The organism is Actinomadura sp. RB99 (assembly GCF_014706005.1).
GTDB lineage: Bacteria > Actinomycetota > Actinomycetes > Streptosporangiales > Streptosporangiaceae > Spirillospora.
The window spans coordinates 1-12,073 of record NZ_JABMCA010000137.1 but is presented as its reverse complement, the minus strand read 5'-3'; the positions used below and the strand labels follow the sequence as shown (position 1 = coordinate 12,073).

12 protein-coding genes and 4 tRNA genes are annotated in these 12,073 nt (G+C 75.2%); 10 read left to right on the top strand and 6 right to left on the bottom strand.

From position 1 onward, the window contains the following. On the top strand, positions 1 to 959 hold a 959-nt coding region (locus amrb99_RS48460), incomplete at its 5' end, for an MFS transporter (RefSeq protein ID WP_190868871.1). A gap of 16 nt (positions 960 to 975) precedes the next feature. Here amrb99_RS48460 and amrb99_RS48455 read toward each other — a convergent pair. Together amrb99_RS48455 and amrb99_RS48450 are read right to left on the bottom strand one after the other, a co-directional pair. Next, positions 976 to 1,281: a hypothetical protein gene (locus amrb99_RS48455; protein WP_190868870.1), complete on the bottom strand. Its 306-nt coding sequence runs from the start codon at positions 1,279 to 1,281 to the stop codon at positions 976 to 978. Positions 1,282 to 1,366: 85 nt separating this feature from the next. Continuing rightward, a complete protein-coding gene (locus amrb99_RS48450) occupies positions 1,367 to 2,134 on the bottom strand; it encodes a helix-turn-helix transcriptional regulator (protein WP_347257190.1) in 768 nt (255 codons plus the stop codon). A gap of 99 nt (positions 2,135 to 2,233) precedes the next feature. Between amrb99_RS48450 and amrb99_RS48445 the strand changes: the two genes are divergently transcribed. Together amrb99_RS48445 and amrb99_RS48440 are read left to right on the top strand one after the other, a co-directional pair. Further along, the gene (locus tag amrb99_RS48445) at positions 2,234 to 3,415 is read left to right on the top strand and encodes an MFS transporter (protein WP_190868868.1); all 1,182 of its coding nucleotides are present in this window, start codon (positions 2,234 to 2,236) and stop codon (positions 3,413 to 3,415) included. A 62-nt stretch (positions 3,416 to 3,477) separates the two neighbouring features. Further along, a complete protein-coding gene (locus tag amrb99_RS48440; RefSeq protein ID WP_225992169.1) occupies positions 3,478 to 3,738 on the top strand; it encodes a sigma factor-like helix-turn-helix DNA-binding protein in 261 nt (86 codons plus the stop codon). A gap of 9 nt (positions 3,739 to 3,747) precedes the next feature. Here the strand turns inward: amrb99_RS48440 and amrb99_RS48435 are convergent, their stop codons facing one another. Further along, on the bottom strand, positions 3,748 to 4,629 hold the full coding sequence (locus amrb99_RS48435) for a LysR family transcriptional regulator (RefSeq protein ID WP_190868867.1): 882 nt from the start codon (positions 4,627 to 4,629) through the stop codon (positions 3,748 to 3,750). An 81-nt stretch (positions 4,630 to 4,710) separates the two neighbouring features. On the opposite strand from amrb99_RS48435, the gene amrb99_RS48430 reads away from it, so the two are divergent. From amrb99_RS48430 to amrb99_RS48400, 7 genes are all read left to right on the top strand, one after another. Then, the gene (locus tag amrb99_RS48430) at positions 4,711 to 5,577 is read left to right on the top strand and encodes an oxidoreductase (protein ID WP_190868866.1); all 867 of its coding nucleotides are present in this window, start codon (positions 4,711 to 4,713) and stop codon (positions 5,575 to 5,577) included. A gap of 256 nt (positions 5,578 to 5,833) precedes the next feature. Next, positions 5,834 to 5,918 (top strand) — tRNA-Ser (locus tag amrb99_RS48425). Between the two features lie 5 nt (positions 5,919 to 5,923). Next, positions 5,924 to 5,996, top strand: a tRNA-Met gene (locus amrb99_RS48420). A gap of 21 nt (positions 5,997 to 6,017) precedes the next feature. Further along, positions 6,018 to 6,090 (top strand) — tRNA-Arg (locus tag amrb99_RS48415). Between the two features lies 1 nt (position 6,091). Further along, positions 6,092 to 6,166: transfer RNA gene (locus amrb99_RS48410), tRNA-His, on the top strand. Positions 6,167 to 6,269: 103 nt separating this feature from the next. Further along, positions 6,270 to 8,129 carry a glycoside hydrolase family 3 N-terminal domain-containing protein gene (locus amrb99_RS48405; RefSeq protein WP_190868865.1) on the top strand — a complete coding sequence of 620 codons (1,860 nt, stop codon included), beginning with the start codon at positions 6,270 to 6,272 and terminating at the stop codon, positions 8,127 to 8,129. Between the two features lie 110 nt (positions 8,130 to 8,239). Further along, positions 8,240 to 9,484: an ROK family protein gene (locus amrb99_RS48400; RefSeq protein WP_347257189.1), complete on the top strand. Its 1,245-nt coding sequence runs from the start codon at positions 8,240 to 8,242 to the stop codon at positions 9,482 to 9,484. Here the strand turns inward: amrb99_RS48400 and amrb99_RS48395 are convergent. From amrb99_RS48395 to amrb99_RS48385, 3 genes are all read right to left on the bottom strand, one after another. Then, positions 9,462 to 10,571 carry an AAA family ATPase gene (locus amrb99_RS48395; protein WP_190868864.1) on the bottom strand — a complete coding sequence of 370 codons (1,110 nt, stop codon included), beginning with the start codon at positions 10,569 to 10,571 and terminating at the stop codon, positions 9,462 to 9,464. The two genes, amrb99_RS48400 and amrb99_RS48395, sit on opposite strands and share 23 nt — an antisense overlap. Further along, positions 10,568 to 11,209 carry a nicotinamide riboside transporter PnuC gene (pnuC, locus tag amrb99_RS48390; RefSeq protein WP_190868863.1) on the bottom strand — a complete coding sequence of 214 codons (642 nt, stop codon included), beginning with the start codon at positions 11,207 to 11,209 and terminating at the stop codon, positions 10,568 to 10,570. The genes amrb99_RS48395 and pnuC overlap by 4 nt, the downstream gene beginning before the upstream one ends. 105 nt (positions 11,210 to 11,314) lie before the next feature. Next, positions 11,315 to 12,073 (bottom strand): dihydrolipoamide acetyltransferase family protein (locus amrb99_RS48385; RefSeq protein ID WP_190868862.1); only part of this gene is annotated, 759 nt, incomplete at its 5' end.

The window sequence follows — 12,073 nt, the reverse complement described above, 5'->3', positions numbered from 1 at the left end:
CGGTGCTGGCCGGCGGGTACCTCGCCGCCGCGGCCGGCGCCTTCCTGGCCGCCGCCGGCGTCGCGCGCGGCGACCTGGCCGCCCTCTGCGCCGGGATGGCGATGCTCGGCCTCGGCAACGCCGGCGCGCAGCTCTCGCGGTACGCGGCGGCCGACCTGTACCCGCCGGGACGGCGGGGCTCCGCGATCGGCGTCGTCGTCTGGTCCGCCGCCGTCGGCGCGGTCGGCGGGCCGCTGCTGCTCGACCCGTCCGGCGGCCTCGCGCACGCGCTCGGCCTCCCGCACCTGGCGGGGCCCTTCCTCGCCGCGGTCCCGGCCACCGCCGCCGCCGCGCTCGCGATGGCGACGTCCGCCCCCGAGGCGCCCGGCACCGGCGCGCCGGAGCCCGGTGACCGCGTCCCGCTGCGGGTCCTGCTCCAGGGGCCGGTGACGCGGCCCGCGCTGGTGGTGATGGTGACGGCGCAGGTCGTCATGGTCGCGGTGATGACGGCGGCGCCGGTGGCGATGCGGATGGACGGCGACGGGCTCGGCATGGTCGGGATGACGCTGTCGGCGCACACGCTGGGGATGTTCGCGCTGTCGCCGGTGACGGGGCGGCTGGTCGACCGGTACGGGGCGCGTCCGGTGATGCTCGCCGGGGTCGCGGCGCTCGCCGCGTCGGCGGGCCTTGCGGCGGCCGGCGGCGGCGCCTGGACGCGCACCGCGGCGCTGTTCGGACTCGGCTATGCGTGGAACCTGTGCTTCGTCGGCGGCAGCGGACGGCTCGCCGGCGAACTGCCCGAGCCCGCGCGCGCGGACGTCGAGGGCACGGTGGACGCGGCCGTGTGGACGATCGCCGCCGTGGCCGGGCTGGCGTCCACCGTCATCATGTCCGCGGCCGGGTACGGGGCGCTCGGCGGGACGTTCTGCGTCCTGGCGGTGCTGGCGTCGGCGGCGCTCCGGCGTCCCGCGCGCGCTTAGCTGCGAGGGACGCGCCTCAGCGGTTCGGGACGGCGGTGCGGGCGCCCTCGATGCGGCCCCGGACGAGGCGCGGGTGGAAGTAGCTGATCGGGACGCGGGTTCCGCCGGACACGCAGAAGATCTGGAAGCCGTTGCGGCCGTCCTCGTCGGGGACGGAGAAGTCCTCCGGGGTGAACACGCCCTCCTCGGCCATCAGCACGAACCAGCGCCCGAGGTCGAACTCGTCGGGGAACGCCTCCAGGCCCGTGCCGCGGCGGCCCAGCGTGTAGCGGACCTCGTAGGAGCAGCCGTCCGGCGGGAACGTCATGTGCGGCGCGTCCACGTCCACCACCTCCCCGGAGCCTCATCCTAGGCGCTGCGCCGCGGGGCGAGGGGCCCGCTTGCGAGTTCGCCGGCGCGCGCGGAGGTCAGCGGAGCAGGAGTCGTCCGTCGACGCGGGCGCGGTGCGTGCCCGGCGTGTGGCCGAACGTGCGGCGGAACGCGTCGATGAACGCGCTGGCGGACGCCCACCCCGACCGGTGCGCCACGGTCGTCACCGGGAGGCCCTCGGCCAGCAGGACCATGGCGTGGTGCAGGCGCAGCTGGGCGCGCCACTGAGGGAAGGTCATGCCGAGCTCGGCGCGGAACAGCCGGGTGAGGGTGCGCTCGCCGGCTCCAGCGCGCGCGCCGAGCTCCCCGAGCGTCCGGTCGTCGGCGGGGTCGTCGCAGAGCATCCGGCACACGGCGGCGAGGCGCGGGTCCCGGGCGGAGGGGACGTAGTCGGCGTAGCGGGGGGCGCGGGCGACGCGGTCGAGCAGGACGTCCCGCAACCGCAGCCATTCGGCGCCGTCCCGCTCGGCGGCGGGCGCGCCGGTGCAGGCCACGATCAGCTCGCGCAGCAGCGAGTCCACCCCGAGGACGGCGGGACGGGCCAGGCCGAGCGGGTCGCGGGCCGCCGGGATCCCGACGAGCCGCAGGTCGGCGCCGCCGAACGAGCGGTGCTCGTGGACGGTCCCGGCGGGGATCCACAGCGCCCGGGCGGGCGACGCGAGCCAGATCCCGGCGTCGGTCGTGACCGACAGGACGCCGGAGACGGCGTAGGCGAGCTGGTGGTCGTCGTGGCGGTGCGCGTCGATCTCGCCGCCGGGCGGCAGCGGCCGCAGGCCCGTACTCGCGCGCGGGGTGTGGCGGGTCACCGGCTCAGGGTACGCACGGGCACCGACAAGGCGGTCCATCGACACAAGTTGGCCAAATATCGGAAGCGCGACAGGAGTGCCGGGAGCGAGGCTGCCGGTATGAACCGCAGAGGCCCCGTCGCGCTGCTGTCGGCCGGACACGCCTGCGTCGACGTCTACCAGGGCGCCGTGCCCGCGATCGTCCCGTTCCTCGTCACCGGGCGGCACTACAGCTACGTCGCCGCGTCCGGGATCGTGCTCGCCGCCACGCTGCTGTCCTCCGTCGTCCAGTCCGCGTTCGGGATGCTCACCGACCGCTGGGCGATGCCGTGGCTCGTGCCCGCCGCGACGGGCGTCGCCGGCCTCGGCGTCGCCCTGTCCGGCGTGTCCGACGCGTACGCCCTGACCTGGGCCGCGATCGCGCTGTCCGGGCTCGGCGTGGCCGCCTACCACCCCGAGTCGGCGCGGGTCGCGCGGGCCCTGACCGGCGGCGACCACGCCGGGATGAGCTGGTTCTCGCTGGGCGGCAACCTCGGCTTCGCCGCCGCCCCGCTGCTGGTCACGCCCGTCCTCGCGGCGGGCGGCCTGCACGCCACGCCGTGGCTCGCGGCACCGGCCGCCCTCGGAACGGCGCTCAGCCTCACCGCGATGCGCCGCCGCACGTCCGGCGCGGCCGCGAAGAAGAGCGCGGCGGACGGCCGGGACGACCGGCCGATGTTCGTCCGGCTCTCCCTGGTCGTGCTGTGCCGCTCGGTCGTCTTCTTCGGCCTGAGCACCCTGCTCGCCGTCGTCGCGCGGCAGCGGACCGGCGACGGCGCGGACGCCGGAGCGGTCGCCTTGTTCGTGCTGTTCGCCGGCGGCGCCGTCGGGACGGTCCTAGGCGGGCGGCTCGCCGCGACGCTCGGCCGCGTGCGGACGCTGCGCGCGTCCTACCTGCTCGCGGTCCCGGCCGTCGCGGGCGTCGCGCTCGCCCCCTCGTACACGATCTACGCGTTCGTCGCGCTCACCGCGATCGCCCTCTACGCCCCGTTCTCGATCCAGGTGACGCTCGGCCAGGACTACCTGCCGCGCCGCGTCGGCACCGCCAGCGGCGTCACCCTCGGCCTCGCCGTCAGCGCGGGCGGCGTCGCCGGCCCCGCCGTGGGCGCGCTCGCCGACGCCGCGTCCCCGCGCGCCGCGCTGCTCCCGCTGATCGCCGTCCCCGCCGCCGCCTGGCTCCTCGCCCGGCGCCTCCAGGAACCCGCCCCCCTCGAAACCCCCGCCACCGCCCCCGACGCCCCCCGCCCCTCACTCCACCGTTAGCTCTTCCTTAAAGACGGCATAAGGGCGGCGACGGGCGGGCGGCGCGGTGCGAAGTTCGTTGCGTGGCACTGCGAATGGGCAAGCACACCGGTTCGTTCGCCCCCGGCGCACCGGGGGAGCGGACGCGCTCCGCGGCGGTCGCCCGGGCCTTCCAGGCGCTGCCGTCGGCGCACCGCGAGATCCTCACCGAGACGGTCTTCCGGGAGCGCTCGGTCAACGAGGCCGCCGCCCTGCTGGGCGTGCCGGTCGACGTGGTCAAGGTCCGCGTCTACCAGGCGCTGCGCGCGCTGCACGCGACCCTGGGCGCGCCCGTCACCCGGTGACCGGGACGGTCACGTGGTGGCGAGGTCGCGGACGATCTTCGCGAACGACCGCACCAGCGGGCCGTCCGCGCCGTCCGCCCAGGCGAGCGCGACCCGCAGCGGCTCCACGCCGGTGAGCGGCACCCACACCATCCCCGGCCGCGTGTAGTACCGGGCCATGCTGGACGGCGCGAAGCAGATCGCGACGCCCTCGGCGACCTGCTCCAGCATCTCCTCGACGTTGTCGTTGGTCGGCCCCCACCGCGGCTCCGACCCGTCCGGGCGCGGGTTGACCGCCCACCAGTCCACCCACTCGCGCGGCGCCCGCTCCGTCCACATCAGCGGCTCGTCGCCGACGTCGAGGATGCCGACCGCCTCGCTCCCGGCGAGCCGGTGGCCGGACGGGAGCCCGACGATCCGCGGCTCGGTGTGCACGACCTCGGCGTGCAGGCCGGACAGATCGGCGGGCAGCCACACGAACGCCACGTCCACGTCCCCGTACCGCAGCGCGTCCGCCTCGCCGCCCCAGTCGAACCGCTTGGGCTCGACGCGGACGCCGGGATGGGCGCGGGCGAACGCGGCCCGCGCCCGGGTGGTCAGCTCCCCGGCGCCGGTCGCCTCGAACCCGACGCGCAGCACCCCGTCCTGGCCGCGCCGGTGCCGCTCCGCCGCCGCGGCGACCCGGTCGGCCTGCCGGACCGTCCGGCGGGCCTCGGCGACGACGTCGGCCCCGGCGGCCGTGGCGGTGACCCCGCCGGCGTGCCGGTCGAACAGCCGCACCCCGAGCTCGGACTCCAGCCGGCGCAGCGCGTACGACAGCGCCGGCTGGCTGACGAACAGCGACTCGGCGGCCCGGCCGAGGTTCCCGGCGTCCGCGATCGCGACCAGATAGCGCAGTTGCCGCAGCTCCATGCTGCGATGATAAAGGCTCTTTATCGCTCATGTTGATCTCTGTCTTGGACGCCGCCCCGCCGCGGCTGCGATAAACGGAGCATGACGAACACGACTGAGAACGAGAACGGCACGGCGAGCGGGCGGGTCTGGCTGATCACCGGGGCGACCTCGGGGTTCGGGCGGGCGATCGCGGAGGCGGCCCTCGCCGCAGGCGACACCGTCGTCGCGGCAGCGCGCCGCCCGCAGGCGCTGGACGACCTCGCCGACCGGTACCCCGGCCGCGTGAACGCGGTCGCGCTGGACGTCACCGACCACGGCCGGATCGCGGACGTGGTGGCCGACGTGCTGCTGTGGCACGGCCGGATCGACGTCCTGGTGAACAACGCCGGGCGCGGCCTGGTCGGCGCGGTGGAGGAGACCACCGACCGGGAGTTGCGCGACCTGATGGACCTGCACTTCTTCGGCCCCGCCGCGCTTACGCGCGCGGTGCTGCCGCACATGCGCGCGCAGGGCTCCGGCGCGATCGTGCAGCTGACGAGCCAGGGCGGCCGGCTGTCCTTCCCGGGCGTCGGCGGCTACTCGGCCACCAAGTTCGCGCTGGAAGGGCTGACGGAGGCGCTCGCGGGCGAGGTCGCGCCGTTCGGGATCAAGGTGATGATCGTGGAGCCCGGCGCGTTCCGGACGTCGTTCGCGGGCGGCGGGCTGCTGATGGCCGACGAGATGCCGGAGTACGCCGACACGGTCGGACGGGTGCGCAAGGGCCTGCCGGACAGCGACGGCAAGCAGCCGGGCGACCCCGCCAAGGCCGCCGCCGCCATCCTCACCGCGCTGGACGCCGAGGACACGCCGCTGCGGCTGCCGCTCGGCAGCGACGCCGCCGACGCGGTCGCCGCGAGCCTCGACGGCCTCCGGAAGGAGTTCACCGCCTGGGAGCCGCTGATCCGCAGCACCGATTTCGACGAGTAGCGGGAACGGGGCGGCCCGCACCGAGCGGGCCGCCCCGATAAAGGAGTTGCCGCAAGGGAACCGTTCCGGCACTATGGACATCGAACGGAACGAGGCCGGAAGGGAGAGGGAAAGATGCGCCGACACCGAATGCATCGCAGCAGCCACTCCGGCCTCGGGAGCCGCCGCGGGACGTGACCATCGCGTCCCGCCGCCGACCGCCCGAGCAGAACGGGCGGTCTTTTTCTTTTCCCGCACGATACCCCCACGTTCTTCCGGAGGGTTGGCCGAGCGGAAAGGCAGCGGCTTGCTAAGCCGTGGTCAGGGGTCACCCTGCGCGAGTTCGAATCTCGCACCCTCCGCGCAGGCTGGGCAGGGATGCTGGTGCATCCGGCGGCCTCATAAGCCGCACTAGGCAGGTTCGATTCCTGCGCCCAGTACGCACGACAAATGAATATCGAGTCTCCGTGGCGCAGAGGAGAGCGCGCCGGGTTGCGGACCCGGAGGGCGCAGGTTCGATTCCTGCCGGAGACACGGCGTCCGTGGTGTGGTGGTCTGCACGCCAGGTTGTGGTCCTGGAGGTCCTCGGTTCGATCCCGGGCGGTCGCCCTTAACAAGAAATATCGAGATTGGTCGGGCGGCGGCCGGCAGATATTGCCGGCCGCTTGCGCCCGCTTGCGCCGGAATTGGCCGTCGCCGGAAAAACCTTCCTCATGGACTGCTCCTCCGTGCGGGCGGCCCGGGTGCGGCTGCTCGCCCTCGGCCTGCCGGCGCTGCTCGCCCTCGGCTCGCCGTCCGTGCCCGCGCTGGCCGCCGGTCCGGAGCGCGCGGCCGCCGTCCCGTACCTCGATCCCGCGCTGCCCGTCGCGGCCCGCGTCGACGACCTGCTCTCCCGGATGAGCCTGGACGACAAGCTCGGGCAGATGACGCAGCCCGAACGCCGGTACATCACCCCGGAGGAGGTCGGGAGGTACCGGATCGGGTCGGTCATGTCGGCGGGCGGTTCGGCGCCGTCCCCGAACACGGCGAAGAGCTGGGCGGACATGGACGACGCGTTCCAGAAGGGCGCGCTGTCGGCCCCGCTGCGCATCCCGATGCTGTACGGGGTGGACGCGGTGCACGGCGACAACAACGTGGTCGGCGCGACGATCTTCCCGCACGCCATCGGGCTCGGCGCCTCGCGCGATCCGGAGCTCGTCCGGGCGATCGGGGCGGCGACGGCCGAGGAGATGGCCGCGACCGGAGCGGACTGGGACTTCGCGCCCTGCCTGTGCGTCGCCCGCGACGACCGCTGGGGACGCACATACGAGTCGTTCGGCGAGGTCCCGGAGCTGCCGTCCGCCATGACCTCGCTCATCGACGGGCTCCAGACCGCGAAGCCGGGCGGCCCCGCGTCGGTCCTCGCCACGGCGAAGCACTTCGTCGGCGACGGCGGCACCGACGGCGGCCGGGACCGCGGCGACGCGCGGATCTCCGAGGAGGAGCTGCGGGCGGTGCACCTGCCGCCGTTCCGGGAGGCCGTCCGGCGCGGCGTCGGGTCGGTGATGGTGTCCTACAGCTCGTGGAACGGCGTGAAGATGCACGCCAACCGGTACCTGGTCACCGGGGTGCTGAAGGGGGAACTCGGCTTCGGGGGCTTCGTCGTGTCCGACTACCAGGGCGTCGACCGGATCGACGGCAAGGCGGGCATGACAAGGGACGAGATCGCGAAGGCGGTCAACGCCGGGATCGACATGGTCATGGTGCCGGAGAAGTGGAAGGACTTCATCGCGGGCCTGCGCGCCGAGGTGGAGGACGGGACGGTCCCGATGGCGCGCGTCGACGACGCCAACCGCCGCATCCTGACCCAGAAGATGAGGTTCGGGCTGTTCGAGCGGCCGATGGCCGACCGGAGCTTCCTGAAGACGGTCGGGAGCGCCGCGCACCGCGCGCTCGCCCGCCGCGCCGTCGCCGAGTCGCAGGTGCTGCTGAAGAACGACGGCGTCCTGCCGCTGCGCCGCGACGGGAAGATCTTCGTCGCGGGGCGCAGCGCCGACGACATCGGCATGCAGTCCGGCGGCTGGACGGTGACGTGGCAGGGATCGCCGGGCCGGACGACGCCCGGGACGACGATCCTGGAGGGCATCCGGCAGGTCGCCGGGGAGCGGGCGAAGGTCGGCTACGACCGGGACGGCAAGGGGATCGACGAGTCCTACGACGCGGCGGTGGCCGTCGTCGGGGAGAAGCCGTACGCCGAGTACCACGGCGACCGGCCCGGCGGCCTCGCCCTCGACGAGGAGGACCTGGCGACCGTCGAGCGGCTGCGCGCCTCGGGCGTGCCGGTCGCCGTCGTCCTGGTGTCCGGGCGCCCGCTGGACGTCGCGTCCCGGCTCGGCGGCTGGAACGCGCTCGTCGCGTCGTGGCTGCCGGGCACCGAGGGAGCGGGCGTCGCCGACGTGCTGTTCGGCGACGCCCGGCCGTCCGGCAGGCTGCCGGTGACGTGGCCGCGCGACGGCGGCCAGGAGCCGGTCAACCGCGGCGACGGCAAGAAGCCGCTCTTCCCGTTCGGATACGGCCTCGCCTACGGCGGCTGAGGGACGCCGGGCCGGAGTATCGTGGGCGCCGTCCGGCCACTTGTGCAGGTGCCTTCCATAAGTAGGACGGCCTTGAGCCGCCGGCCCGCAGACCGCCGTCGGGGGGTGCCGTGTCCGAACACTCGCTGCACGGGGGCGACCTTTCGGTGCTGCGCCGCCTGAACTCCGCCGCCACCCTGCGGGAGCTGCGCGACGGCGGCGAGTCGACGCTGTCCGGGCTGGCCCGCCGGGTCGGGCTGTCGCGCCCCACCACCGAGGGCGTGCTCGGCGACCTGATCGGCCGCGGCCTGGTCGCCGAGGTCGCGCCGCGGCCCGGCAGCGGCCTCGGCCGGCCCGCCCGCCGCTACCGGTTCCGCGCCGAGGCCGGCCACGCCCTCGGCGTCGAGATCGACGCGCACCACGTCCGGCTGCTCCTCACGGACCTGTGCGGCGCGAACGTCGGCGGCCGCCGCGCGGAACTCGACACCTACGCCCGGCCGGACGTCCGCATCGCCGCCGTCCGCGCGGCCGTCAAGGAGTGCCTGGCCGAGGCCGGGATCGACCGGCGGTCGCTGCGGGCCGTCGCGATCGGCACCCCCGGCGTCGTCGGCCCCGACGGCACCGTCACCCGCTGCGCCGCCGTCCCCGGGTGGGAGGGCGTCGAGCTCGGCCGTGAACTCGGCCGGTCGTTCGCCTGCCCGGTGCTGGTGGAGAACGACGCCAACCTCGCGGCGATGGCCGAGCGGTGGTGCGGCACCGCCCGCGCGGCCGACGACGTCGTGTGCGTGCTCGCCGGGCTGCACACCGGCGCGGGAGCCCTGATCGGCGGGCGCCTGCACCGCGGCCGGTGGGGCGCCGCGGGCGAGATCGGGATGCTGCCCGAGCTGGGCCTGCGGAACACCACGGCCGTCCTGATCACCGGCGCAGAGCCCGGGCCCGCGGCGGCCGGGGCGGCGCTCGCGGGACTCGCCTCCGCCGGCCCCGCGCTGGAGGACGCCGCGCGCGTGCTCGCCGCGGCCGGGCGGCGGGACGCGGCGGCGCTGGAGGCGGTCGAACGGCTCGCCGCGCGGATGTCGCGCGGCATCGCCGCGATGGCCCTCGCCCTGGATCCGGAGATGATCGTCGTCGGCGGGCCGCTGGTCGGCGCGGGAGCGCCGCTGGTGGACGCGCTGCGCCGGCACGTGCCGCCGCTCTGCCTGAGCCCCGTCCGCATCGAGGCGTCCCGGCTGGGCGACGAGGCGATCGGGATCGGCGCCGTCCGGCTGGCCCTCGACCGCATCGACGAGGACCTCTTCCGCGTCGACCGGGCGCCCGCCGCGGCGGAGCCGTCCGGGCCGGCCGAGCCGTCCGGGGCTACGGAGCCAGGGGCGCGCTGAACGACCAGCCGCGCGCGAGCAGCGCGTCGGCGGCCTCGACGGCGGCGGCGAGCCGCTCCTCGTGCGGGCCGGTGACCACGATGTGCGGGAGGCCCCGCCTCTCCAGCTCCTCCCGGAACCGGTCCGACATCCAGGACCGGACCGACTCGCCGTCCCGCCAGCCGTCCTGCTCGAACGGCACGCCGTCCGGCGAGGTCAGGATCCACAGGTGGTGCGGGACCCGCTCGTGGACGGCCTCGACGTCCGGGGCGGGCGCGCCGAGGTACCGCTCGTGCCAGAGCACGGTCGCGAACGCGTCGGTGTCGCAGACCAGCAGCGGCGAACCGGTGCGCGCGGCGGCGTCCTCCAGCGCGGCGTGCCGTTCGGCGATCGCGGTGAACTCGGCGGACTCCCAGCCCAGGCCGTCCAGCCACAGCGACGGGTCGCCCGCGGCGCGGCGCGCGGCGGCCAGCTTCTCCTCGGTGAAGGTGCGCCCGTACTCCGGGACCCACCGCGTCGCCGCCCACACCCCGCCGCGTCCGGCGTAGTGCGCGGCGAGCGCGCGCGCCAGCGTCGTCGTGCCGGTCGACTCGGCGCCGGTCACCACGACGCGGCGCGCCAGGTACGCGCGGACGGGCGGTGACAGCCACTCCCACGCCGCCACCGGGTCCGCGCGGACGGCGGTGCCGCTGACCGGGAACCGCTCGCGCGGCGGGTCCACCGGCACGTGGACGGCGGAGAACCGGGCGGCCAGCTCGGCGCCGTACGGCTCGGAGCTGAACACCGCGTCGACCGGCGGGACGGCCACGCCGAGCCCCGACCGCAGCGCGAGCCCCGCTCGGAACGCCGCGACGTGCGCCGACCAGATCTCGTCGGAGCCGTAGTCGATCTCGGCGTCGTCCACCGCCGGGACGATCTCCACGTGCGGTTGCGGGTGCGCCTCCCGCAGCCAGGCGGTGCGGAGCGCGAGCGGGACGCTCTCCACGGTGGACGCGGCGACGACCACCGTCACCCGGGCGCACGCCGCGGCGGCGGTGTCGATCAGGTGGTGGTGGCCCGCGTGCGGCGGGTAGAACTTGCCGATGACGAGCCCGTGCTCGTGGGTCATGCCGGCACCGCGGCCGTCCGCCGCCGGAGGTCGCGGCGCCAGGCGACCAGGCCCGCGACGCAGAGCGCGAGGAACAGCACGTACAGGGCGCCGGTCAGCTTCAGCTCCTTGTAGAAGTACAGCGGGATGTAGATCAGGTCGGCGGCGATCCACAGCCACCACGACTCCAGCAGCTTGCGGGACTGCCCGTAGGTCGCGACGAGCGACAGCGCGGTGGTCAGCGCGTCCCAGAACGGGACGGTGGAGTCCGTCCAGGCCGACAGCATCCAGGTCAGCAGCGCCGTCCCGGCCGCGCCGGCGACGGCGAGCCCGGCCCACTCGGTGCGCGCGGTGCGCCGGACGGGCAGCTCGTCGCGGCCGTCGCCGGCGTAGAGCCAGACCCACCACCCGTACAGCTGGAGGACGACGTAGACGACCTGGAGCCCGGCGTCGGCGTAGAGGCCGCCGTCCAGGAACACCAGGCCCAGCAGGACGACGTTGGCGATGCCGACCGGCCAGTTCAGGATGTTCTGCCGGACGACCAGCCAGACGTTGACCGCGCCGGTGGCGAAGCCGAGCAGCTCCGCCCACGTGGTGGGCACCGACCCGAGGTGGAACGCCGGATCGAGCAGGGGACCCAGCGGAACGTTCACGGCCATGGCGGCAATGATCACATGTCGTCAGAACGACGACAAGTGGCGCGCGGCCCCGGTGACCTCCGCGCTCACCGGGGCCGCGCGCTCACGCTCGCGGCCGGGCCGTGCTCACGCCACGATCAGCAGCGGGTTCTGCAGCAGCTCGGCGAGGCGGGCGAGGAACTTCGCGGCCGTCGCGCCGTCGCAGGCGCGGTGGTCGACCGAGAGCGTCACCGCCATCCGCTTGCCCGGGACGACCTGCCCGTCGCGAACCACCGGCTCGTCGCGGACGGCGCCGACCGCGAGGATCGCGGCCTCCGGCGGGTTGATCACCGCGGAGAACGAGTCGACGCCGAACATGCCGAGGTTGCTGACGCTGAACGTGCCGCCGCTCATCTCCTGCGCGGACAGCTTCCCGTCCCGTGCCTTCCCGGCCAGCTCGCGGGTCTCTCGGCCGATCTGCGAGACGCTCTTGCGGTCGGCGTCCTTCACGACCGGGACGACCAGGCCGTCCGCCACGGCGACGGCGACGCCGACGTGCACCCGCTTGTGGAAGAGCAGGTTCTCCTCGGTGTAGGAGACGTTGACCTCGGGGTGCTCGCGCAGCGCCGTGGCCACCGCCTTCACGACCAGGTCGTTGACGCTGACCTTCGCCGGGGCGAGCGCCTCGTTGAGGGTGGCGCGGAACGCCAGCAGCGCCTCGGCGTCCACCTCCCGGTTGAGGTAGAAGTGCGGCGCGTTCCGCTTGCTCTCGGTGAGCCGCCGCGCCGCGACCTTGCGGAAGCGGTTGAGCGGGACGGCCTCGACGTCCGGGTCCTCGGCGGCCTGCGGCCGCGCGGCGGGCGCGGGCGCCTGGGCCGGAGCGGCGGCGGGCGCCGGGGCGGCGGG

Coding starts and splice junctions, on each gene's coding strand:
- amrb99_RS48445 (WP_190868868.1), top strand. CDS start 2,234: ATGAACCGCAGAGGCCCCGTCGCGCTGCTGTCGGCCGGACACGCCTGC.
- amrb99_RS48435 (WP_190868867.1), bottom strand. CDS start 4,629: ATGGAGCTGCGGCAACTGCGCTATCTGGTCGCGATCGCGGACGCCGGG.
- amrb99_RS48430 (WP_190868866.1), top strand. CDS start 4,711: ATGACGAACACGACTGAGAACGAGAACGGCACGGCGAGCGGGCGGGTC.
- amrb99_RS48405 (WP_190868865.1), top strand. CDS start 6,270: ATGGACTGCTCCTCCGTGCGGGCGGCCCGGGTGCGGCTGCTCGCCCTC.
- amrb99_RS48395 (WP_190868864.1), bottom strand. CDS start 10,571: ATGACCCACGAGCACGGGCTCGTCATCGGCAAGTTCTACCCGCCGCAC.
- pnuC (WP_190868863.1), bottom strand. CDS start 11,209: ATGGCCGTGAACGTTCCGCTGGGTCCCCTGCTCGATCCGGCGTTCCAC.